We start from the raw sequence: 20,871 nt of genomic DNA, 5'->3' as shown, positions 1-20,871 counted from the left end.
TTGACCACAACGCCACGCACGAACCCCGGCGTCCGCGGGCCCGCGCGCATCATGGTCGCCAACCGGGGCGAGATCGCGCTGCGCGTCATGCGCACCCTGCGCCGCATGGGCATCAGTCCGGCCACCGTGTACACCGACGCCGACGCGAACGCCCCGCACACCCTCGCCGCCGACCTGGCACTGCGGGTGGAGCACTACCTGGACGCCGACGCGATCGTCGCCCTGGCCCTGGACTGCGGCGCCACCGGCGTGCACCCCGGCTACGGCTTCCTGTCCGAGAACGCCGGCTTCGCGCGCGCCTGCACCGAAGCCGGGCTGGTCTTCATCGGCCCCCCGGCCACCGCGATCGAGGCCATGGGCGACAAGATCCGCGCCAAGGACACCGTGGCCGCCGCGGGCGTGCCCGTCCTGGGCGGGTTCACCGAGAAGCCCGGGCAGCCCCTGGGCGACGACGAACTCCTGCGCGCCGCCGAGGAGACCGGCTACCCGCTGCTCATCAAGCCCTCCGCCGGGGGCGGCGGCAAGGGCATGCGCTCCGTGCGCTCACCCGACGACCTGGTGGCCGGTGCGGCGGCCGCCCGGCGCGAGGCGCTGGCCTCCTTCGGCGACTCCACCCTCTTGGTGGAGCGGCTGGTGGAGCGGCCCCGCCACATCGAGGTGCAGGTCATGGCCGACTCCCACGGCAACGTCCTGCACCTGGGCGAGCGCGAGTGCAGCCTCCAGCGCCGCCACCAGAAGGTGGTGGAGGAGGCGCCCTCCCCGCTGCTCACCGGCGCCCAGCGCGCCACCATGGGCGAGGCCGCCGTGGCCGCCGCCCGCTCGTGCGGATACGTGGGCGCGGGCACTGTGGAGTTCATCGCCGAGGCGGGTCCGGGCGGCGACCTGTCGTTCTCGTTCCTGGAGATGAACACCCGCCTTCAGGTCGAGCACCCGGTCACCGAGGAGATCGTCGCGGTGCGCGGCGAGCGCGGAGTGGACCTGGTCGAACTCCAGGTGCGGGTGGCCTACGGGGAGACCCTGCCCTTCGCCCAGTCCGACGTGTCCTGGATCGGGCACGCGGTGGAGTCGCGTATCTACGCCGAGGACGCCGACCGCGGCTTCCTGCCCACCGGCGGGCCGATCCTGTCCCTCGCCGAACCCCGGGGGTACGAGGTCCGGGTGGACTCGGGCATCGCCCAGGGCGGGCGGATCACCTCGGACTTCGACCCGATGCTCGCCAAGGTGATCACCTGGGGTGCGGACCGCGCCGAGGCCCTGAACCGGATGGACTCCGCGCTGGGCTCCTACCAGTTGCTGGGCTGCGTGACCAACACCGCCTACCTGCGCCGTCTGCTGCGGCACCCGCGTGTGGTCGCCGGGGACCTGAGCACCGACCTCATCGCCTCCGACCCGCCCGCACCGGCTCCCGAGCGCACCCTCGACGAGGTGTACGCGGCCGCGGCCCTGGACCACCAGATCGACCTGGAGACGGAACCGGGCGCCGACCGCTTCGCCGTGCCGGACGGCTGGCGGATGGGCGGCCCCGCCTGGACCCCGTGGCGGCTGCGGCTCTCCGGGCGCGAAGCCGTCGCGGTCCGGGTGCGCCGCGACGGGGAGCCGGGGCGCTACCTGGTGAGTGTGGCGGAGGGGGAACCCGTCGCGTTCGGGGCCCGACGCTCCGCCGACGGCACCCGGCTCACGGTCACCGACGGCCGCGCCACCCGCACCTACGCGCGCGCCGACGACCCCGGCACCGCGCACCGCTGGCTGGGCGCGGGCGGCGCCGCCTGGAGCCTGCACGAGGAGCCCGTCGCGGCCGCGCTGCGCGAGGACGACGCCGCCGCCGACGGGACCGTGCGCAGCCCCATGCCCGGCACGGTGCTCTCCGTCGCCGTGCGGGTGGGGCAGGCGGTGAGCGCGGGCAGCCCGCTCGCCGTCGTGGAGGCCATGAAGATGGAGCACTCCGTCACCTCACCCGTCGACGGGACCGTCGCGGCCGTGGCGGTGCGCCCCGGCGCGTCCGTGCCCATGGACGCCGTCCTCGTCACCGTCGAACCCGTCCCGAACGCGTCCGCCGACACCGCGTCGGACGCTCCCTCCCCCGCCACCAGCGAGGAGTCGCACGCATGAACCGTCACCAGCTCTCGACCGAGCACGCCGACCTGCGGGCCGCCGTGCAGGAGTTCGCCCGCGGCGAGGTCGCCCCGGTCATCGGCGACTACTACGAGCGGGAGGCCTTCCCGTACGAGATCGTCGCCAAGATGGGCCGGATGGGCCTGTTCGGGCTGCCCTTCCCCGAGGAGCACGGGGGCATGGGCGGCGACTACTTCGCCCTGTGCCTGGCCCTGGAGGAGCTGGCCCGGGTGGACTCCTCGGTGGCGATCACCCTGGAGGCCGGGGTGTCGCTGGGCGCGATGCCGATCTTCCGGTTCGGCACCGAGGACCAGAGGAAGGCGTACCTGCCGCGGCTGACCTCGGGTGAGGCGCTGGGCGCGTTCGGACTGACCGAGCCCGACGGCGGGTCCGACGCTGGCGCCACCAGGACCACGGCCCGCCTGGAGGACGGCCAGTGGGTGATCAACGGGAGCAAGTCCTTCATCACCAACTCGGGCACCGATATCACCGCGCTGGTGACCGTCACCGCTGTGACGGGGCGCCGGGAGGACGGGCGCCCGGAGATCTCATCGATCCTGGTGCCCGCGGGCACACCGGGCTTCTCCGTGGGCCAGAAGTACTCCAAGGTGGGGTGGAACGCCTCCGACACCAACGAGCTGGTCTTCGAGGACTGCCGGGTGCCCGAGGCGAACCTGGTCGGCGAGCGCGGGCGCGGGTACGCCCAGTTCCTGCGGATCCTGGACGAGGGCCGCATCGCCATCGCGGCGCTGTCTGTGGGTCTGGCGCAGGGCTGCGTGGACGAGAGCGTGCGCTACGCCCACGAGCGGCACGCCTTCGGCAACGCGATCGGCAGCTACCAGGCGATCCAGTTCAAGATCGCGGAGATGGAGGCGCGTGCGCACACCGCGCGGCTGGCCTACTACGACGCGGCCTCGCGCATGCTGGCGGGCGAGCCCTTCAAGAAGGAGGCGGCGGTCGCCAAGCTGGTGGCCTCCAACGCGGCCATGGACAACGCGCGGGACGCCACGCAGGTGTTCGGCGGGTACGGGTTCATGAACGACTACCCCGTGGGCCGCTTCTACCGGGACGCCAAGATCCTGGAGGTGGGAGAGGGTACAAGCGAGGTGCAGAAGATGCTCATCGCCCGCGAGCTGGGCCTGCCCGCCTAGAGCCCGTCCGCGGACCCGGGCGCGTGCGCCCTCACGCCCGGGTCCGGTCGGCGGCGTACGGCCTGGCGGGGCCCGGGCCGGGTGCTGGCACGCCGAGGACCCGAGCGGAGCGCCGCGTCGGCGGCTGACGTGCGTGGAGCGGCTGCGGCACGGTCGGGGCGAACGGTGGCCGGTTCCGGACAGTCCTCACCCTCCGTGTCCGACGCATGACCTCGCACCGTCGGGGCCGCGGGGGCGGGAAGGGCGGCGCGGCAGGCGAAGGAGCGCCCCCCGAGCCGCGCGGAGGAAGGCGTTCGCGCAGGTGGTGACCGGACGGGGACGCGGGGTAACGGTGACGCCGCGCCCGTTCCGGGTAGACCGCGGGGTACACCGCGAGGCCGCGAACTCCCAGCGTCACCGAAGAACAACAACAAGGGGTGACAAGCACCCGAAATCAACACAGAATGGACCCGTACGGCCAGCGCGGGTCCCCGGCTTTCCCGACCCGACCCGCTCAGGATGGGCTGTTCGCGGCCCACGGCCACCTCACATCCCCCCAGCCGGAGGAGACATGGAAGGCGCCCTGTCTGTGATCGCGCTGGTCGCCGTCGTCATGTCGGCCGGCACGATCGCGGTCGCCGCGCACTTCCGCAAGGAACGCTCCACCGAACTGCGCGGATGGGCGCGTGAACGCGGGTGGGCCTACACCGAACAGCTCCCCGGTCCGTTGGGGGACGCCGTGCTCCCCCGTGCCGCCCTCGGGCCGCACCCGCGCGCACAGCACGTGCTCACCGGCCGCCGGGGCCAGCACCTGGTCGTCGCCTTCGAGCAGACCCACACGGCGGGCAGGGGCGCGGAGCGGGTCCGCCGCGTCCACCGCGTGGTGGCCGTGCGCACCCCTGGACCCAACGCCGAACTGCAGATACTGCGCAGGCGCGACCCGGACGCCTCCGACGACGACTTCGCCGGAGCCTTCCACGCGACGGGCAACGACCCCGCTTTCACCGGGGCCGTGCTCGACAACGTGGTCACCGAGTGGCTGCTGACCGATCCCCGGTCCCGGTCCCTTCCCGTACGCTTCAGCGGGGACTACGTCCTCACGTGGGCGGCCATGCGGCTGGATCCCGACCGGGCCGTGACCGCCGCCGACTACCTGATCGCCCTCGTGGAGCGGGTCCCCGCCGAGGCCTGGAAACGGCGCGCCCCCGGCCGTTGAGCGGCCTTACGCGCACGTCCGGGCATCCGGCCCCGCTCCGTGAGGCGGATAAAATTCGCCCTGCCCCCGTAGCGACAAGGAGTACCGCCCTCATGAGTGACCCCAACGCGACGCACCGCATCTCGCGCGCGGACCTGTTCCGCGACGACGAGGAGGAGACCAACACCCCGGACCCCAACGCGACCGCTCGCATCTCCCGTGCGGACCTGTTCCGCGACGACGAGGAGTCGCAGGCGCCCGGAGACCGGCGCTGAGCCGAGACGGCGGAGCGCCCACCCGGTCACCCCGGATGGGCGCTCCCCTCGTGTACGGTGCGGACGCCCACGGGGTTCCGTAGGCGCAGAAGGTTCCCCTCCTTCGAGGGCCCGAAGAACGCTGCCTAGCGGCGCTCGCGGACGGCGGCGACGACCTCGGCCACCGCCTCGTCCAGCGGCACCCCGTTGTTCTGCGAGCCGTCCCGGTAGCGGAAGGACACCGCGTTCCTGCTGACGTCCTCGTCACCGGCCAGCAGCATGAAGGGCACCTTCTGCTTCTGGGCGTTGCGGATCTTCTTCTGCATGCGGTCGTCGCTGGCGTCCACCTCGACGCGGATGCCCTCCGCGCGCAGCCTGGCGGCGAGCTCGCGCAGGTAGGGCACGTGCTCGTCGGCGATGGGGATGCCGACCGCCTGCACCGGCGCCAGCCAGGCCGGGAACGCGCCCGCGTAGTGCTCCAGCAGGACGGCGAAGAAGCGCTCGATGGAGCCGAACAGCGCGCGGTGGATCATCACCGGGCGCTGGCGCGAGCCGTCGGCCGCGGTGTACTCCAGGTCGAACAGCTCGGGCAGGTTGAAGTCGAGCTGGATGGTGGACATCTGCCAGGTGCGGCCGATGGCGTCCTTGGCCTGCACCGAGATCTTGGGGCCGTAGAAGGCGGCGCCGCCCGGGTCCATGACCAGTTCCAGGCCCTGCTTCTGCGCGGCCTCGCGCAGGGTCTCGGTGGCCTCCTCCCAGACCTCGTCGCCGCCGACGTACTTCTCCGGGTCCTTGGTGGACAGCTCCAGGTAGAAGTCGTCCAGGCCGTAGTCGCGCAGCAGTTCGAGCACGAAGGTCAGCAGCGAGTCGAGCTCGTCCGCCATCTGCTCCTTGGTGCAGTAGATGTGCGCGTCGTCCTGGGTGAAGCCGCGGGCCCGGGTGAGCCCGTGCACCACGCCCGACTTCTCGTACCGGTACACGGTGCCGAACTCGAACAGGCGCAGCGGCAGCTCACGGTAGGAGCGCCCGCGCGCGTCGAAGATCAGGTTGTGCATCGGGCAGTTCATCGGCTTGAGGTAGTAGTCCTGGCCGCCGTCGAGCTGCATGGGGGGGTACATACCGTCCGCGTACCAGCTCAGGTGCTGGGACTTCTCGAACAGGGTGCTCTTGGTGGCGTGCGGGGTGTAGACGAACTCGTACCCGCTCTCCTCGTGCCGCCGCCGCGAGTAGTCCTCCATGACCCGGCGGACGGTGCCGCCCTTGGGGTGGAAGACCGCCAGGCCCGAGCCGATCTCGTCCGGGATGGAGAACAGGTCCAGCTCGGAGCCGAGCTTGCGGTGGTCGCGCTTCTCGGCCTCCTCCAGGAAGGTCAGGTGGTCCTTGAGGGCCTCCTTGCTCTCCCAGGCGGTGCCGTAGACGCGCTGCAGCTGCGGGTTGGTCTCCTTGCCGCGCCAGTAGGCGGCGGCTGTGCGCATGAGCTTGAACGCCGGGATGACGCGGGTGGTGGGCAGGTGCGGCCCGCGGCACAGGTCCTTCCAGCACAGCTCGCCGGTGCGCGGGTGGACGTTGTCGTAGATGGTGAGCTCACCGGCGCCCACCTCCACACCGGCGCCCTCGGCGGCCTCGGTGGCGCCGCCCTTGAGCCCGATCAGCTCCAGTTTGTAGGGCTCGGTGGCCAGCTCGGCGCGGGCCTCCTCGTCCGAGACGACCCGGCGGTCGAAGCGCTGCCCCTGCTTGACGATCTGCTGCATCTTCTTCTCGATGCTCTTCAGGTCCGCCGGGGTGAAGGGCTCGGCGACGTCGAAGTCGTAGTAGAAGCCGTTCTCCACGGGCGGGCCGATACCCAGCTTGGCCTCGGGGAAGAGCTCCTGGACGGCCTGGGCCAGCACGTGCGCGGTGGAGTGGCGCAGGATCGCCCGCCCCTCCTCGGAGTCGACGGCGATCGGCTCGACGGTGTCGCCCTCGCGCAGCTCCCGGGCGAGGTCGCGCGGCTCGCCGTTGACCAGCGCGGCGATGACGGTCCTGCCGTCGGCCTCCAGAGCCTGGCCCGCCGTAGTGTTCGCCGCCACCGCACGCGGGGTTCCGGCGAGGGTGATGTGCAGCTCAGGCGCGGCGGACACGGTGACTCCTAGGAAGACGTGGATGATGTCGAACGCGGACCGGCCGCTGTGCGCGGCCGGGCGTGTACTCCCTCCCGATGCTAGCGGCTTCGGGGCGGGGCCGCCCCGGTTGTCCACAGGCCGCGCGACCGCCCTGGCGACCCGGAGGACGTGGTGGGACGGTGGGATTCGGGCGCCGCGGACCCGGGGTCCGGCCGGGGATTCGGTCAGGTATTCGGACTCTTCGGGGCGTACCCGCGTGAACCGCCCACAGGAGGGGCAGGGGACCAGACAGGGACTGATCTGTCATGGAACGTCACCTTTCGTGGGACTGTCCACACCCTTACGAAAGGCCATTGATCCCGTTGTCAGGATCGGTGAGAATCAACAGATGTCCTGGCCATCGCCCCCAGTCGACCCGAATGCATCCACTCGCTTCGACCGAATACTGTGAGCGCATGTCACCGAGCCCCACCAATGACCCGCCGGCCCCGGAGACATCCCCCACCCGCCGCACCCGCGCGCGCAGGTGGCGGCGGACGCGGGCGCGGCTGCGCCTCTTCCGCCGGCGCATGCACACGCACCCCGCGCTGCGCCTGCCCTGGAGCGTGCTCGTGGGGACCGTCGGCGTCGTCGTGATCCTGGCCGGGCTGGTGATGATGGTCGCCCCGGGCCCGGGCCTGGCCTCGGTCATCCTGGGGCTGGTCATCCTCAGCACCGAGTTCCGGTGGGCGCAGAAGGTGGTGCGCCCCGCCCAGGTGTGGTTCCACCGCGCCGAGCGGTACGGGATGCGCCTGAAGGAGGAGTTCCTCCGGCGCCTGCGCGCGCGCAGGGCGGTGCGGCGCGGACGCCCCCTGCCGGACACCCCGTCCGACTAGCCCCCTGAAGCAGGCCGGGCCCCGGCGGGCGGTGACGGCGCGCGGGCGCCGGAGGCGAGGGGGTCCGACCCCAGCCGACTGCGCCGGAGCACCTGTGTGAACGAGGCGGGACCCGGCGCCGGAGGAACGAAGCCCGGCGCGAACGGGACGGCGCCCCGCACAGACGAAAACGGTCCCACCGGGCTACCTACCCCCGGGTGGGACCGTCTCAGAGCCGTGTGGGCGATACTGGACTCGAACCAGTGACCTCGTCGGTGTGAACGACGCGCTCTAGCCAACTGAGCTAATCGCCCTGAGCTTCCTGCCCGCCCTGTCGGCCGGACAAGTAAGACTCTAGCGCACGTTCGGGGGTGCTCGACGCACACGGAAGCCCTCGGCGGACGCCGTTCCATGTGACGGAGGTCACATTAACCTTTCGAGGGAATCTCGGGAGTGTCCGCGCCCACCCCCGATCCCCGCAGTGATAAGGAGTTCCCGCCCCCGTGGACCCGTCGAACACCACCCCTTCATTACCTCCGCGTGACGTGGGACACCCAACATTGGGAAATCTTTGGTTTGTCCTGGTCATTACAGTGACGAAGGATCGTGGCGCCGCACCGCGGCACGCCGGGCCCGTCGCCTGGGCGGCGAGACCTCCGGTCCCACCCACCAAGAAAGCCTCCGTACTCACGTCATGTTCCGCGGGAAGCCGCGTTGGAGCCCGTGAGACGGCAACCGACCCGCGCCGCAACAGCAAGGCCGGACGAGAAAAGGTTTGGCGAACATGAACAGTAGCGACACCACTGCCACCGCCGAGCTGGGCCTGCGGCTCGTGGTCCCCGAACGCACGGCGGTACCCCTGGTCGCGCGCCTGGACTACAGCGCGGACGACCCCTACGCCATCCGGGTGGCCTTCCACACCGGCGAGGACAACCCCGTCGAGTGGATCTTCGCCCGCGAGCTCCTGACCGTCGGCATCGTGCGGCCGGTCGGCGAGGGCGACGTCCGCGTGTGGCCCTCCAAGGACGACAACGGCGACCGCAGTGTGAGCATCGCGCTCTCCTCCCCCTTCGGTCAGGCCGAGTTCGACACCCAGGTCTCTCCCCTGGCCGAGTTCCTCCACCGGACCTACGAGATCGTTCCGGCGGGCCAGGAGGGCCAGTTCGTGAACCTCGACGAGGAGATCCAGCAGCACCTGCACTCCTGATCCACGGGCCCCGGGCCCCTCGCGGAGCACTCCCGACGGCTGAGGGGGCGGCGCACCACGCGCCGCCCCCTCAGCCGTGTCCGACCCCGGCCACCGGGGTCAGGGGTCGATGTCGGCCGCGGAGCGCTCCGCGAACACCGACGCGGCCTTGACGGTGACCGGTCCGGGCTCGGCCGACACGACGCGGCCGTCCACGCGCAGGATCGCCTGCACGTCGCGCCCGGTGGAGGTCAGGAAGGCCTCGCTGGCCTCGGGGAGGCGCTCCATGGGCACGTCCTCCTCCTCGCCCCCGAACCACTCCAGGACGAGTTCGCGGGTGACCCCCGCCAGCGGGCCCGCCGACAGCGGCGGGGTGACCAGCCTGCCGTCGAGTACCACGAAGACGTTGCTGCCGGTGCCCTCGCACAGGTTGCCGCTCACGTTGCGGAAGAGCGCCTCGCCGGCGCCTCGCTGCTTGGCGTAGGCCAGGGCGCGCACGTTGTCGGCGTAGGAGGTGGTCTTGAGCCCGGCCAGGGCCCCGAACTCGTTGCGCGGCCAGGGGACCGTCGCCACGTCGGCGTGGGGGGCGATCCCGGGGAAGGGCCCCAGTGCCACGATGGCGGTCTGTTCGCCCGGGGCGCGGTCCGAGCCCAGGGGTCCGGCTCCGTCGGTGACCGTGATGCGCACCCGGGCGTCGGACAGCTCCGGGTTGGCCGCCAACGCGCGGGCGACGCCGTCGGCGATCAGCTCCAGTTCGGGTTCGGCCATGCCCAGCCCCTCCGCGGAGCGGGCCAGCCGCCTGAGGTGGCGGGTGAGGGCGAAGGGGCGGCCGTCGCGGGCCCGCACCGTCTCGAAGACCCCGTCACCCACCGTGATCCCGTGGTCGACCACGGGAATGCGCGCCTCGCTCTCGTCGACGACGGTGCCGCGACCGTACCCGGCACCCGCGATCCACACCTTCATCTGCCACCCCCACGTTCTCAAGAGCCCAGGTAGGGCCGGTGTCCGCACGATCCTCCCACCTCGTCGGCGTGTCACGGCACGCTCCTTCCGTAACCTCCGTACGGCGGGTTGGCAAGTCCCGTGACCGGCACCGGCCGATGCTCTAGTACCTGTGCCTGTTTTGCGGAGGTATCGCGACTGGTCACACGGCTCGACGGCCTGGGCGGCCCACCCGGAATCCACCGTGGCGGCCGGACAGATAAGTTACGAATGACTATCATCTGGGCAACGCTTATGCGGGACCGGTGGCAGCCGAGTTCGGAGCTTCCCCCAAGGCACCCCGGCGGCGGCCCGCAGTGCGCGTGTCCCACGTCACGCACGACCACTGACAGAGCAAAGAGAGACATGACCCCACCGAGTACCGCCCGCGGAGAGCTCAGCTGGTTGCTGGACGATCTCCTCACGCGTGCCTCCGGTACGCAGCACGCCATCGTCCTGTCCACCGACGGTCTCCTCATGGCCACCTCCAGCGGACTGGACCGTCCCGCCGCCGAGCACCTGTCCGCGATCGCCTCGGGGCTGCACAGCCTCGCGGGCGGGGCGAGCAAGCAGTTCGCCGCGGGCGGCATCCGCCAGAGCATCATCGAGATGGACCGCGCCTTCCTCTTCGTCGCCGCGGCCGGGGAGGGCGCCTGCATGGCGCTGATGTCGGACTCCGACAGCGACGTGGGCCTGATCGCCTACGAGATGAACAAGGTGATCGAGAGGGTCGGCCAGTACCTCTCGGCACCTCCCCGACCCGACATGCCCTCCTCCCCGGCCCACGTGGAGAAGAAGTAGCTCCCGCCGCCCCGGCGGGTCGGCGGGACCTGCCACGGCGGGGCGCGGGTGCGCCCGGTGCGCCCGGCCGATTTCGTGCTTGGCCGGGAATCCGCTAGAGTTCTTAACGCAGCGAGGGGCGCTGACGGGGACCAACCCCGGAAGCCGGACTCGCCGCGCGGACGTGGCTCAGCTGGTAGAGCATCACCTTGCCAAGGTGAGGGTCGCGGGTTCGAATCCCGTCGTCCGCTCGAACGGAAGCGTTCCGCGCCCTCAGGGTCGCGGAGCGGTTCCGGCTCCGGAGCCCGCTCCGGGGCGCACGCGGACGTGGCTCAGCTGGTAGAGCATCACCTTGCCAAGGTGAGGGTCGCGGGTTCGAATCCCGTCGTCCGCTCGGAGAGGCCCGCATGGGTGTCACTCGACAGCCCCCCATCGCGTTCCGGCGGAGTGGCCGAGTGGTTGAGGCAAGGGACTGCAAATCCCTGCACACGGGTTCGATTCCCGTCTCCGCCTCGCATCAAGCTTCACCTCATCCCCCGATGAGGGCGGTTAGCTCAGTTGGTTAGAGCGCTACCTTGACACGGTAGAGGTCACAGGTTCGAATCCTGTATCGCCCACTTCACTCCGAAGCGGCCCTGCTAGCGCGTAGACGCGCGCCAGCGGGGCCTCTTCGTCGTTTCCCCCGGGAGACGCCCCGGAACCCCGACCTCCGGGTCCCCGCCACGGGCGCGACCGGGACACCGGCTTGGTTACACGCGCGCACGGAGGGTAGACGAACACCACCCCAACCCCCGGAGGCAACCGTGTTCGCCACCATCGCCGCGGTCCTGTTCGGACTCGCCCTGCTGCTGGAGCTGCTCGGCGAGAACATCCAGGACCTGGTCACCACCACGACCCTCACCCTCGCCGGGCTGCTGTTCCTCGCGCTGCACGCGGGGGGCTACGGCTCGGGCTGGAAGCGCGGGCGCCGCTAGGGCCGCGGGCCCGCCGAGACCGCGCGACCGGCGACCGACCCGGTGCAGGGGCCGCCCCGGCGAGGTCGCGGTCCTGCGAAGGGGAAGGCGGGGCTGCCCGTCCGATGAGAACTCCGGTGACGCGGCCCGGACCCGCCCGACGTCCTCGACCACCGCCCACAGGCGGGATCGCGGCTCCTCCACCGCGGTCCCGGTGTCCCCGGCCCCGATCGCGTCCGCGACCGGTGTGTGCTGCTGGTGGGCGCCTTCGTCCCGGGACGCGCCCCCTCCGTCGCGGACACGGCCGAACCCCGTACGCTGCCCACCGCAGCGGGCGAGGGGCCCGCGCGCGACCAGCGGGAGGTGGAAGCGTGACCGGGACCGACAGCCGCGGCGCCGTCGCCGCGGCGCGGCGGCTCTTCTTCGAGCACGGTTACAAGGGGGTGACCGTCCGCGACATCGCCGCCGCCGCGGGGGGCTCCCCCCTGGTGATCAAGCACCACGGCAGCAAGGCCGAACTCTTCAACGATGTGGGGCCGCACGACCTCCCCTTGGCAGAGCTGGAGCTGCCTCGCTCCGCCATCGGCCGCGCCCTGGTGCGCAAGGTGATCGCCCGCCGCGAGCACGGCGCGCCGGAGGGCTGGCTGGCCACCACCGCCCACGTGCGCGAGTCCCCCGACCCCGAACGCTCCCGTGCGGAGGTGCGCGCGAAACTCCTGGACAGCGTGGGCGCCCTGCTCGGGGACACCACCCCGGACGCCGCTACGCCAGCGCCGTCTCCCGCTAAATGCTCGGTCTCGCCGAGGGCATCCGCGTCCTGGGCATGTTCCCGGAGGAGGAGACATCCCGGGAGGAGCTGCTGGACCTGTACGCGCCCCTGATCCAACAGCAGGTCGACGCCTGCGCGCGGGCCTGCGCCGACCAGGCGGGCGAGCCGTGACCCCGCCGGAGCCGCCGTCTGGTAAGCCGGACGGTGTGAACAGCGCGAGAGAGACCGAGAGACAGAGCGAGGACGGGCGGAGGCCCTCGGCGAGGGAGAGGATCGCCCAGTGGCTGTGGCCGCTGTCGGCCGTGGTGGTCGTGGTCGTGGGCATGGTCCTCGGCTACGCGTTCTTCAGCTGAGCCGGGCCCGGCGCCGCGGGCCCGGGCGGCCTCAGGCTCCGCCCGGGGAGGTGGCGGGCAGGCGGGTGGCCACCCACTGGTCGTCGGAGTCGCGGCGCATCTCCAGGGGCCCGTGGTCCTCGCCGGGGTAGACCAGGGCGACCGTGGCGATGGGGACCTCCCCCTCCAAGTCGGTGTTCATGGTGACCTCGCCGACCTCGATGCCCTCACCGCCCCGGAGCGACTCGGCGTAGAGCGGGAAGGCCGCCGGGCAGTCCTCGGCCCCGTGCTCGTCGGCCACCACCGTGCGCGCGGCCTCGTCAATCAGCGCGCAGCCCGCCTCTTCGTCGGCGGCCGTCAGGGAGGCGAGGAAGCCCTGCGCGGCGCGCCGCACGTGGGCCTCTGCGTCCGGGTCCAACGGCTCCACCGCGTCGGCGCTCTCCTCGGCCCGCCCCGCGGTCCCCTCCGGTGCCTCCTCGCCGGAGCAGGCGGTGGCGGCGAGGAGCAGGGCCAGCAGGGGAGCGGACAGCGGAATTCGTCTCATGGCGGGCGCCTTTCGAGGGGGCGGGGGCGTCGCACCATTGTTACCGTATCGGCCCGCCCCGTGACCAGCGGTGTACGAACGGCCGGGATCGGTACGGGGTCGTCCGGGCGGAAGGGCTCCGGCCGCTCCCACCAGCCCGGCGGCCGTGCCCACCGTGACGTCGTCGCGGACGTCTCGCTCGCGTTCAACCATGGACAGCATGGTGGCCCTTCACCTCCGCTCCCGGGGCGAGGATCCCGACGGAGGCGAGGTCGCGCGCCTCGGAGCTGTCGGGGTCGAACTCCAGCGCCGCGGTGAACACGACCCGCACGCCCTCGGGGGTGGTCGCCTCGACGTCGCGGGTACGCCACGGTGTGTCCTGCGGCCCGGTCACACCGCCCGGCACGAGCGCCGAACACGCCTCGACGAGCGGATCGATCTCGCTCAGCACGCACAGGAAACTCACGCTCATCGCCGGTGCTTCGGGCGGCTCGGCACCGGTCTCCGCGAGCACGAGCAGGACGTCCTGGAACGCCCACCGGCGCAGGTGGACCACCTGCCCGGGGACGCCGAACAGTTCGACGAAGCCCAACCCCCGCACCCAGAGATCCGTCGACGCCGCCAGGTCCGACGTCGGAACCGTCACGAACACCGGCATCGCGTAGATACCGCGGAACACCTGCGGCGCGACCGCCCGCGGCCCACGCTCCGACACGGGTCCCACCTCGAAAGCGTCGAAGAAATCGCCCATGCGGTCCGGCGTCCCGGCTCACGCCGCGTGAGGGTCAAGCCCGGTCCGCGAAGCGGTAGTCCACAGGCGCCAGACCGGCCTTCCTCGGCCGGTCCGCCGGGAACTAGCGTGGTAAGCGGGGGACTCCGGGGCCCTTCCGCTTCGTGCTGTCCTCACCGCGCCCCTCAGCCCCGCGGCGCCAGCGCCCGCACCACAGCGGCCGGGTCCGCGTTCGGCGGGCCGATGGGCGCGACGACCGGCGTGTTCACCCCGTTGTCGGCGTAGGCCCGGATCCGCTCACGGCAGTACTCGGCGGGGCCGTGCACGATGAGCTCGTCCACCACCGAGTCCGGGATCGCGGCCAGCGCTCCCCTGCGGTCCCCCTCGTCCCACGCCTTCCACATCGGGGTGAGCTCATCGCGGCCCAGCCACTCGTGGAACGCACGGTAGACGGGGACGTTGAGGTAGGCCGAGACCGCCCGGCGGCCGATCCCCCGGGCGGTGTCCGGGTCTGCGTCGGGGACGGCGAAGATCCGCGCGACCACCTCCTTGTCCTCGCCGTACCGGCGCACATAGGGCACCACCGTGCGCACGTCCTCCGGCGAGAGCCAGTTGACGACGGCTCCGTCGCCCTCGCGTCCGGCGAGGCGGAGCATGCCCGGCCGCAGCGCCGCCACCAGCAGCGGGGGCGCCTGCTCGGGGACCGCGCCGAGCTTGAAGCCGTTGACGCTGAAGGTGTCGTAGTCCTCCTTGACCTTCGCGCCGGTGAGCGCGGCGCGGAGGAAGCGCACGGTGTCGCGCACCTTCTTGTACGGCTCCTCGAAGGGTATGGAGTTCCACCGCTCCACGATGACGTTGGAGGACGTGCCGACGCCCAGTGCGAAGCGGCCCGGCGCGGCGGCGGCCAGGGCGGCGGCGCTCATCGCCAGGGTGGCCGGGCCGCGCGTGTAGGCGGGCACGATCGCGGTGCCCAAGCGCAGCCGGGGGGCCCACACACTGGCCAGGGCGAGGGGGGTGAAGGCGTCGGTGCCGTTGGCCTCGGCCGACCAGACGTCGGTGTAGCCCAGGTCCGGCAGCTGCTCCACGAGGGTCCGCTGCTCGGAGAGCGGGACCCCCTCCAGCGGGATGGTGATGCCCCAGCGAGTGGTCATGGCGACTCCCTGTCGGTGTGGAACCGAATCCGGTTCTCGTTGCGTGCTGGCAGCACCGTACCGCCCGGTCGGTCTGCTGTCTCGGGGCGCCTCCCCGCTTCGCCGCCGGAAGCCGCCCGCCGCACCCCTCGGGGCAACGGCGGGCCACGCCCCTCCCCCCGGCGCACCGCACCGCTCCGGACCGGCACGCCGACGAACGCACTCCCGACACGGCGTGCCGCTCCAGGGACGCGTGTGCCCGCTGGGGCGTATGTTCGTAGGGCCCGGACCGGAGCCCCGCCGACGGCGGGCGCTCCCGGCCGGACCGTACGAGCGCATCCCAGACGAACGAAGGAGGCCCCTTCGTGGCCACGCCACCCTCCCCCTACGACTTCCTGCCCCAAGTCGCGTCGTTCACCGTCACCAGCGACGACATCGCCGACGGACAGACCCTGCCCCAGGCCCAAGTCAGCGGAATCATGGGCGCCGGAGGCGGGGACGTCTCGCCGCACCTGGCCTGGAGCGGCTTCCCCGAGGGGACGCGCAGCTTCGCCGTCACCTGCTTCGACCCGGACGCCCCCACCGCCAGCGGCTTCTGGCACTGGTCGGTGGCCAACATCCCGGCCGACGTCACCGAACTGGCCGCGGGCGCGGGGGACGGCTCCGGCCTCCCCGAGGCAGCCGTCACCCTGCGCAACGACGCGGGCGGACACCGCTACGTCGGCGCGGCGCCGCCCGCAGGGCACGGCCCGCACCGGTACTTCTTCGTGGTGCACGCGGTGGACGTGCCCAGCCTGGCGGTGGACGAGTCGGCCAGCCCGGCCTTCCTCGGCTTCAACCTGTTCTCGCACGCGCTGGGCCGCGCGATGATCACCCCCGTATACGAGGTGGAGTAGCCCGCGCGGGGGGCGCGGGGCCCGGCCCGGAACCGGGTCCGGGAGTCGCGCGACGCGTCGAGGGCGGGCCGAGTGCGTCCGTGCCGCACCGCCCGCCCTCGGCCCTGTCCTTCCGGGGCCGGGGGACACACGCGCATTGAGCCCTTTCGGTTGTCGCGACAACCGGATTCGGCCACTTCCGGGCTATCGGGCACCCCGAGGTCTAGGCTCGGTAACCATCCCCCCAGTCCGCCGTCCACGTCGGAAAGGGTTCGACCGGTGCCACAGCAGACTGCGAGCAAACCAACCGTCGTGGTCACGACAGCAGGATCGGCTCCCACACCCGCGACCATCCTCCACCTGCGCGAACAGGGTTTCCGCGTGGTGGCGACCGACGTGGACCCCGCCGCGCCGGGCCTGTACCTGGCCGACCGCGGTTACCTGGTGCCGCCGGGCGGCAGCGAGGCCTTCCTGCCCAGGATGCGGACGCTGTGCGCGGACGAGGGCGCCGTCGCGGTCGTCCCCCTGGTCGACGAGGAGCTCGTCAGGGTGGGCGAGCTCGCCAAGGACGGCGTGGAGGTGCTGCTGCCCCGGCTGGACTTCGTCACCACCTGCCTGGACAAGTACGTGCTGATGCGCGAACTGGAGGAGGCCGGGATCGGCGTGCCGCGTACCTGGTTGGCCTCGGAGTGGCCGAGCGGCGCCGCGGACTCCGCGCCCGGCGGCCTCATCGTCAAACCGCGCTGCGGACGCGGGAGCCGCGGGGTGGTGGTCATCGACTCGGTCCGCGACATGGCGCGGGTGGTGTCCGAGGGCGGCTACGCGGCGGACGAGCTGATCGTCCAGGAGCTGGTCGGCGGCCCCGAGTACACGGTGTCCGTGGTGGTGTGGCGGGACGGCGTGGTCCAGGCCGTGGTGCCCAAGGAAGTCGTCCTCAAGCAGGGCGTGACCAGGTACGCGGTGACCCGGCGCCACCGCGAGGTGGCCCGCGCCTGCCGGGCGGTCCAGTCCGCGATGCGGGCAGACGGCCCCTTCAACGTGCAGCTGTGCCTGGACGCGGACGGCAGGCCGAGGATCTTCGAGATCAACCCGCGCTTCTCCTCCACGGCCTCGCTAACCTCGGCGGCCGGGGTCGACGAGATCACGGGACTGCTGCGGCAGGCCGTCGCGGACGGGCCCCGCCTGGAGGACGACTGGCGCGAGGGGGTGGCGATGGTGCGGCGGTGGACGGACGAGTTCGTCAGCGAGGCGGAGTTCACCTCCCACGGCATCTCCCCCGCCCCCGCGGTCGGCGCGGAGGTGCCCCGGCAGCTTTCCGCGGGCGGCACGGGGCCGGTCCCGGTCGTTCCGGTGCGTGTGCGTTGACCGGCTCCGCGACAGGGACCGCAGGGGCGCGCCCGCTGGTCCAGGCGATGGCGTCGGCGGTTCTGGAGGTCGGCGGCCTGTTGCGGGAGTGGCGCTCCGACGCGGAAGCGCGCAGCGGGGTGTGGGAGGGCGGCCAGTTCAAGGCCCGGGCCGACGCCATGGCGCACCGGGCCCTGTCCGAAAGGCTCACCGCGATCGACGGCCGAACCCCGGTGGTCAGTGAGGAGGACCCCGATTCGCTGCGCGGCGAGCGTCCGCACCGGTACTGGCTGATCGACCCCGTCGACGGGACCGCCAGCTACGTCCACGGGTTCCCCGGGTACGTCACGCAGGTCGCGCTGGTGAACGGGGGGCGGCCGGAGGCGGCCGCCGTGTTCGCCCCCGAGACCGCGACCCTCTACACGGCCGTGCGCGGTCGGGGCGCGTGCAGGGACGGGCGCCTCCTGCCGCCCCCGCGGCCCGCGCCGCCGGGACGGGGCGTGCTCACCGACAACACCCCGCGGCCGGAGGGGATCGCCCGCCGGGTCGGCGACCGCTTCGGCTACGGGGGGTACCTGGAGAGCGGCAGCATCTCGCTGAAGCTGTGCCTGGTCGCCGATGGTTCCGCTCACCTGTTCGTCAAGGACGTGCCGGTGCGCGACTGGGACGTGGCGGCGCCCGCCCTGGTCCTGGAGGAGGTGGGCGGTCTGGTCACCCGGCTGGACGGGAGCCCGTTCGACTACCGGGGTCCCTACGAGCACACCGGGCTGGTGGGCGCCGCCGACCCCTCGGTGTGCCGGGCCGTCTCGGGCTGGCTGGGCTCCTGAGAACGCGTCCCGGGGCCGTGGACCGGGTGCGTCGGCTCACTTTCCGTGTATCCCTTTTCCACACCGGGTGCGGCGCGTATCGTGTGGTCACCAACTCGCGTCTTGGGGGTGGGAAGTGGAGGACGAAGGCCTGCCGCTGCACCGGATGCGCGCTTCGGACGCCGAACGCGACCTCACGGTGGACCGCCTCACCACCGCGTTCGTCGAGGGCCGTCTGGACCACGAGGAGTACGACCGCCGGGTCGGTCTGGCGCTGGGCGCGGTGCTGCTCGGCGAACTGCGCCCGCTGACCGAGGACCTGCCGGTGTCCACGTCCGCGGCGCGAGGGGTCCCGGACGGGCGGCAGGGCGCCGATCCGGGCTCCGGGCACGGCCCCCGGGACGGCCGCGAACCCCCCGGCGCGGACGACCTGTCGCTCCTGGGCGCCCCCTGGCGCGAGTGGGGCGACGAGTGGCGCTGGTGGACGGGTGTGGCGGTGATCCTGACGACCGTGTGGGGCGTGGTCAGCCTGATGGGCGGCGAGTTCGTACCCTACTGGCCGCTGGTGCCGCTGGGCATCTGGGCCGCGGTCCTGCTCGCCTCCGCCATCTGGCCCAGCGAGGGGGAGCCGCCCTGACGCGGCGCTCCCCCTCCCCCCGCGTGTGCGGCCGACACCCCGGGCGCGGCGGGAGGGGTCAGCCCGCGGCGTGCAGCCAGCGCACCGGGGCGCCGTCGCCCGCGTAGCGGAAGGGTTCCAGCTCCTCGTCCCAGGCGCGGCCGGTGAGGCGTTCGATCTCGGCGGCCAGCTCGGTGCGGTCGGCCGCGGCCCGCTCCACCGCCAGGCGCAGTCGGCCCTCGGGAACGAGGACCTCGCCCGCAGCGCTGGTGAGGGCGGTGAACATACCGAGGGAGGGCGTGTAGCTGTAGCGCACGCCGTCGCAGCCGGGCGACCCCTCCTCGGTCACCTCGAACCGCAGGCGCTGCCACGTGTTCAGCGCCGAGGCGACCGAGCCCGCGGTACCCGGCTTCCCCTGCCAGTTGAGCTCGGCCCGGTGGTTGCCGGGTGCCGCGGGTTGGGCGACCCAATCGAGTTTCACGGGTACTCCAACGACGCCCGCGACCGCCCACTCGACGTGTGGGCACAGCGCCGCCGGCGCGGAGTGGACGTACAAGACGCCACGTGCGGACACCGAACCTCCTGATACGAACGAGTGCGCTTCCCCGACGCCCTCGTACCACGAGAAGGTTGCATACCCGCCTGAATGCTTTTGCCCCATTGTGCCCCAAGGGCACCTTGAGAACCAGCGCTCACTTTGCTTTTTCCAGCGTTCCCCCCACCTCCGAAAGCCCCGAAAGCTAGCGTGAGCCCCGGCGAGCGGGAGTCCGATCATAGTGGGGGCGGGTGTGCCAGACCAGTCGCACGAGGACATCCATGACACCCAGGCACCTCCTCAAACCGTACTTTCGACCTCTTCCGGGGAGGAAGCACCCCCACCATTGCCGGTTCCGGCCACAACCGGCGGTGATACAGCCGGGCCCAATCCGGACCAGGGCCCCGGCGTAACCGACGCCGCCCCCAGCGACGCCGAGCTCGTACGGGGCGCCTGCCGGGGCGAGCACAGGGCGTGGGAGGCCATCGTGGACAGGCACCTGCCGGTCGTGAACGCGATCGCGCGCTCCTACCGGCTGTCCGCACCGGACCGGGAGGACGCGGTGCAGACGGTGTGGCTCACCCTCAACCAGCAACTGCCCCGCCTGCACTCCCCCGAGCGGCTCCGCGGCTGGCTGCGCAGGGTCGCCCACGACGCCTGCGGCCGACAGCGCCGCCACAGCGCCCGGGACCATCCGGTCGACCCCCAGAGCCTCACCCGGAGGGACGCGCTATCGCAGGACCCGGGGCCAGAGGCGCAGTACCTGCGCAAGGAGGAGCACCAGGAGCTGCACCGCGCGATCCGGCGGCTCACCGACCCCGGAGAGCGGCGGGCCGCCCTTCGCTACCTCGACGGGGCCGCGGGGCTGCCCGCGCCGCCGGCCCCGTCCGACCCGGGGGCCTCCGACGACCGGGTCCACCCCCGGACCGCCGCGAACCAGCGCCGCCGTATGCTCCGCAGACTCCGCCGCCTCCTGGAGGAACCCACATGAGCGACCACGACGATCCGGCACCGGCCCTGGCGGGGCGCGCCGCCGCGCTGGCCGCCTTCGACCGCGGCGACGACGGCGCCGACGTGGCGGCCCTGACCGGGGAGAGGTCTCCGGCGGGCGAGGTGCTGCGCTCGGCGGAGGGGGAGGCGGAAGGCGCGCTGGTCACCTCCCTGCGATTCGAGCACGGCGACCTCACCCTGGACGTGCGGGTCCACGCCCACGGTCGGCTGCGCTCGCTGTCGGGGCTGGCCAGCGGGGAGTACGACCACGCGCTCCTGCGCGTGCGCCGCCCGGGTTCCGGGGCGGAACTGCGGATCGGCGAGGACGGCGGGTTCGCACTGTCGGGGCTGGCCCGCGGTCCGATAAGCCTGGCGCTGCTCAGAGCGGGACGCCCCGCGGTGGTGACCGGATGGTTCACCGTCTGACCGTCTGGCCAGCGGGCCAGCCGGCCAGCGGGCGGTGATCACATCCGTCACAGAAACGGGGAAGGTCGAACCCTGGTTGCAGGCAGACACGAACCGGCTGTTGATGATGGTCCTTCGACCGGCTTCGTACGGGTTCGCGTGAGCCGAGTTGCGCGGAGGCGGACGCGACCCCTCCCGTGCACCCTCCCCTCGCTGCTATCACTGTGTGCGGCCCGCCCCCTCGGTGAAAGGCACCGGACGTGTCCCTG

At 72.4% G+C, this 20,871-nt stretch carries 22 protein-coding genes and 5 tRNA genes; 20 read left to right on the top strand and 7 right to left on the bottom strand.

What is annotated here, in order from left to right; genetic code table 11:
- From ABD54_RS10665 to ABD54_RS28545, 4 genes are all read left to right on the top strand, one after another.
- Window positions 1-2,109, top strand: a complete 2,109-nt coding sequence (locus ABD54_RS10665; protein WP_047869292.1) for a biotin carboxylase N-terminal domain-containing protein — start codon at window positions 1-3, stop codon at window positions 2,107-2,109.
- Window positions 2,106-3,263, top strand: coding sequence for an acyl-CoA dehydrogenase family protein (locus tag ABD54_RS10660; RefSeq protein WP_047869291.1), 1,158 nt, complete (start codon window positions 2,106-2,108; stop codon window positions 3,261-3,263). Before ABD54_RS10665 ends, ABD54_RS10660 begins: the two co-directional genes overlap by 4 nt.
- A gap of 550 nt (window positions 3,264-3,813) precedes the next feature.
- Window positions 3,814-4,458, top strand: coding sequence for a hypothetical protein (locus tag ABD54_RS10655; protein ID WP_047869290.1), 645 nt, complete (start codon window positions 3,814-3,816; stop codon window positions 4,456-4,458).
- A 92-nt stretch (window positions 4,459-4,550) separates the two neighbouring features.
- Window positions 4,551-4,712 (top strand): hypothetical protein, encoded by a 162-nt coding sequence (locus ABD54_RS28545; RefSeq protein WP_200904088.1) that lies wholly within the window; start codon window positions 4,551-4,553, stop codon window positions 4,710-4,712.
- A 125-nt stretch (window positions 4,713-4,837) separates the two neighbouring features.
- Here ABD54_RS28545 and thrS read toward each other — a convergent pair whose 3' ends face one another.
- Window positions 4,838-6,811, bottom strand: a complete 1,974-nt coding sequence (gene thrS, locus ABD54_RS10650; protein WP_047869289.1) for a threonine--tRNA ligase — start codon at window positions 6,809-6,811, stop codon at window positions 4,838-4,840.
- A gap of 551 nt (window positions 6,812-7,362) precedes the next feature.
- On the opposite strand from thrS, the gene ABD54_RS10645 reads away from it, so the two are divergent.
- Window positions 7,363-7,668 carry a PGPGW domain-containing protein gene (locus ABD54_RS10645; RefSeq protein WP_047869288.1) on the top strand — a complete coding sequence of 102 codons (306 nt, stop codon included), beginning with the start codon at window positions 7,363-7,365 and terminating at the stop codon, window positions 7,666-7,668.
- A gap of 219 nt (window positions 7,669-7,887) precedes the next feature.
- Here ABD54_RS10645 and ABD54_RS10640 read toward each other — a convergent pair.
- Window positions 7,888-7,961 (bottom strand) — tRNA-Val (locus ABD54_RS10640).
- A gap of 470 nt (window positions 7,962-8,431) precedes the next feature.
- Here ABD54_RS10640 and ABD54_RS10635 point away from each other — a divergent pair.
- A complete protein-coding gene (locus ABD54_RS10635) occupies window positions 8,432-8,854 on the top strand; it encodes an SsgA family sporulation/cell division regulator (RefSeq protein WP_013154284.1) in 423 nt (140 codons plus the stop codon).
- Window positions 8,855-8,953: 99 nt separating this feature from the next.
- Here ABD54_RS10635 and ABD54_RS10630 read toward each other — a convergent pair whose 3' ends face one another.
- Window positions 8,954-9,796, bottom strand: coding sequence for an aminotransferase class IV (locus ABD54_RS10630; protein WP_047869287.1), 843 nt, complete (start codon window positions 9,794-9,796; stop codon window positions 8,954-8,956).
- A 384-nt stretch (window positions 9,797-10,180) separates the two neighbouring features.
- On the opposite strand from ABD54_RS10630, the gene ABD54_RS10625 reads away from it, so the two are divergent.
- From ABD54_RS10625 to ABD54_RS28535, 8 genes are all read left to right on the top strand, one after another.
- Window positions 10,181-10,615: a roadblock/LC7 domain-containing protein gene (locus ABD54_RS10625; protein WP_047869286.1), complete on the top strand. Its 435-nt coding sequence runs from the start codon at window positions 10,181-10,183 to the stop codon at window positions 10,613-10,615.
- 157 nt (window positions 10,616-10,772) lie between these two features.
- Window positions 10,773-10,845: transfer RNA gene (locus tag ABD54_RS10620), tRNA-Gly, on the top strand.
- A 70-nt stretch (window positions 10,846-10,915) separates the two neighbouring features.
- A tRNA-Gly gene (locus tag ABD54_RS10615) sits at window positions 10,916-10,988 on the top strand.
- Between the two features lie 47 nt (window positions 10,989-11,035).
- Window positions 11,036-11,107 (top strand) — tRNA-Cys (locus ABD54_RS10610).
- A gap of 30 nt (window positions 11,108-11,137) precedes the next feature.
- Window positions 11,138-11,211 (top strand) — tRNA-Val (locus tag ABD54_RS10605).
- A gap of 186 nt (window positions 11,212-11,397) precedes the next feature.
- Window positions 11,398-11,568 (top strand): hypothetical protein, encoded by a 171-nt coding sequence (locus ABD54_RS28540; RefSeq protein ID WP_200904087.1) that lies wholly within the window; start codon window positions 11,398-11,400, stop codon window positions 11,566-11,568.
- 350 nt (window positions 11,569-11,918) lie between these two features.
- Window positions 11,919-12,428 (top strand): TetR/AcrR family transcriptional regulator, encoded by a 510-nt coding sequence (locus ABD54_RS10600; RefSeq protein WP_235432028.1) that lies wholly within the window; start codon window positions 11,919-11,921, stop codon window positions 12,426-12,428.
- A gap of 94 nt (window positions 12,429-12,522) precedes the next feature.
- Complete coding sequence (locus ABD54_RS28535) at window positions 12,523-12,669, top strand: hypothetical protein (protein ID WP_200904086.1); 147 nt, start codon at window positions 12,523-12,525, stop codon at window positions 12,667-12,669.
- Between the two features lie 31 nt (window positions 12,670-12,700).
- On the opposite strand, the gene ABD54_RS10595 is transcribed toward ABD54_RS28535, so the two are convergent.
- The 3 genes from ABD54_RS10595 to ABD54_RS10585 form a co-directional block, all read right to left on the bottom strand.
- The gene (locus ABD54_RS10595) at window positions 12,701-13,192 is read right to left on the bottom strand and encodes a hypothetical protein (protein ID WP_047869285.1); all 492 of its coding nucleotides are present in this window, start codon (window positions 13,190-13,192) and stop codon (window positions 12,701-12,703) included.
- Window positions 13,193-13,376: 184 nt separating this feature from the next.
- Window positions 13,377-13,922, bottom strand: a complete 546-nt coding sequence (locus ABD54_RS10590) for a glycosyl transferase (RefSeq protein ID WP_047869284.1) — start codon at window positions 13,920-13,922, stop codon at window positions 13,377-13,379.
- Window positions 13,923-14,086: 164 nt separating this feature from the next.
- Window positions 14,087-15,052, bottom strand: coding sequence for an LLM class F420-dependent oxidoreductase (locus ABD54_RS10585; protein ID WP_047869283.1), 966 nt, complete (start codon window positions 15,050-15,052; stop codon window positions 14,087-14,089).
- 344 nt (window positions 15,053-15,396) lie between these two features.
- Here ABD54_RS10585 and ABD54_RS10580 point away from each other — a divergent pair, with 344 nt between their 5' ends.
- The 4 genes from ABD54_RS10580 (at window position 15,397) to ABD54_RS10565 (ending at window position 18,693) form a co-directional block, all read left to right on the top strand.
- Window positions 15,397-15,927 (top strand): YbhB/YbcL family Raf kinase inhibitor-like protein, encoded by a 531-nt coding sequence (locus ABD54_RS10580; protein WP_047869282.1) that lies wholly within the window; start codon window positions 15,397-15,399, stop codon window positions 15,925-15,927.
- Between the two features lie 291 nt (window positions 15,928-16,218).
- Window positions 16,219-17,271 carry an ATP-grasp domain-containing protein gene (locus ABD54_RS10575; RefSeq protein ID WP_047869281.1) on the top strand — a complete coding sequence of 351 codons (1,053 nt, stop codon included), beginning with the start codon at window positions 16,219-16,221 and terminating at the stop codon, window positions 17,269-17,271.
- A 47-nt stretch (window positions 17,272-17,318) separates the two neighbouring features.
- Window positions 17,319-18,077 (top strand): 3'(2'),5'-bisphosphate nucleotidase CysQ, encoded by a 759-nt coding sequence (locus ABD54_RS10570; RefSeq protein WP_200904085.1) that lies wholly within the window; start codon window positions 17,319-17,321, stop codon window positions 18,075-18,077.
- 115 nt (window positions 18,078-18,192) lie between these two features.
- Window positions 18,193-18,693, top strand: coding sequence for a DUF1707 domain-containing protein (locus ABD54_RS10565; protein ID WP_047869279.1), 501 nt, complete (start codon window positions 18,193-18,195; stop codon window positions 18,691-18,693).
- Between the two features lie 58 nt (window positions 18,694-18,751).
- Here the strand turns inward: ABD54_RS10565 and ABD54_RS10560 are convergent, their stop codons facing one another.
- Window positions 18,752-19,246: a DUF3145 domain-containing protein gene (locus tag ABD54_RS10560; RefSeq protein WP_047869278.1), complete on the bottom strand. Its 495-nt coding sequence runs from the start codon at window positions 19,244-19,246 to the stop codon at window positions 18,752-18,754.
- A gap of 445 nt (window positions 19,247-19,691) precedes the next feature.
- Here ABD54_RS10560 and ABD54_RS10555 point away from each other — a divergent pair, with 445 nt between their 5' ends.
- Window positions 19,692-20,198: a sigma-70 family RNA polymerase sigma factor gene (locus ABD54_RS10555; RefSeq protein WP_327136708.1), complete on the top strand. Its 507-nt coding sequence runs from the start codon at window positions 19,692-19,694 to the stop codon at window positions 20,196-20,198.
- A complete protein-coding gene (locus ABD54_RS10550) occupies window positions 20,195-20,623 on the top strand; it encodes a hypothetical protein (RefSeq protein ID WP_047869276.1) in 429 nt (142 codons plus the stop codon). Before ABD54_RS10555 ends, ABD54_RS10550 begins: the two co-directional genes overlap by 4 nt.
- The last annotated feature ends 248 nt before the right edge of the window (window positions 20,624-20,871 follow it).

This window comes from Nocardiopsis sp. RV163, from assembly GCF_001029525.1.
Classification (GTDB): domain Bacteria; phylum Actinomycetota; class Actinomycetes; order Streptosporangiales; family Streptosporangiaceae; genus Nocardiopsis; species Nocardiopsis dassonvillei.
This window is presented reverse-complemented; position numbering and strand designations above follow the sequence as displayed.

Excerpts from the sequence above, each read along its gene's own strand:
- ABD54_RS10570 (WP_200904085.1), top strand. The coding sequence starts at position 17,319 with ATGGCGTCGGCGGTTCTGGAGGTCGGCGGCCTGTTGCGGGAGTGGCGC.
- ABD54_RS10655 (WP_047869290.1), top strand. The coding sequence starts at position 3,814 with ATGGAAGGCGCCCTGTCTGTGATCGCGCTGGTCGCCGTCGTCATGTCG.
- ABD54_RS10590 (WP_047869284.1), bottom strand. The coding sequence starts at position 13,922 with ATGGGCGATTTCTTCGACGCTTTCGAGGTGGGACCCGTGTCGGAGCGT.
- ABD54_RS10660 (WP_047869291.1), top strand. The coding sequence starts at position 2,106 with ATGAACCGTCACCAGCTCTCGACCGAGCACGCCGACCTGCGGGCCGCC.
- ABD54_RS10585 (WP_047869283.1), bottom strand. The coding sequence starts at position 15,052 with ATGACCACTCGCTGGGGCATCACCATCCCGCTGGAGGGGGTCCCGCTC.
- ABD54_RS28545 (WP_200904088.1), top strand. The coding sequence starts at position 4,551 with ATGAGTGACCCCAACGCGACGCACCGCATCTCGCGCGCGGACCTGTTC.
- ABD54_RS10550 (WP_047869276.1), top strand. The coding sequence starts at position 20,195 with ATGAGCGACCACGACGATCCGGCACCGGCCCTGGCGGGGCGCGCCGCC.
- ABD54_RS10645 (WP_047869288.1), top strand. The coding sequence starts at position 7,363 with ATGCACACGCACCCCGCGCTGCGCCTGCCCTGGAGCGTGCTCGTGGGG.
- ABD54_RS10635 (WP_013154284.1), top strand. The coding sequence starts at position 8,432 with ATGAACAGTAGCGACACCACTGCCACCGCCGAGCTGGGCCTGCGGCTC.
- ABD54_RS10630 (WP_047869287.1), bottom strand. The coding sequence starts at position 9,796 with ATGAAGGTGTGGATCGCGGGTGCCGGGTACGGTCGCGGCACCGTCGTC.
- ABD54_RS10625 (WP_047869286.1), top strand. The coding sequence starts at position 10,181 with ATGACCCCACCGAGTACCGCCCGCGGAGAGCTCAGCTGGTTGCTGGAC.
- ABD54_RS10595 (WP_047869285.1), bottom strand. The coding sequence starts at position 13,192 with ATGAGACGAATTCCGCTGTCCGCTCCCCTGCTGGCCCTGCTCCTCGCC.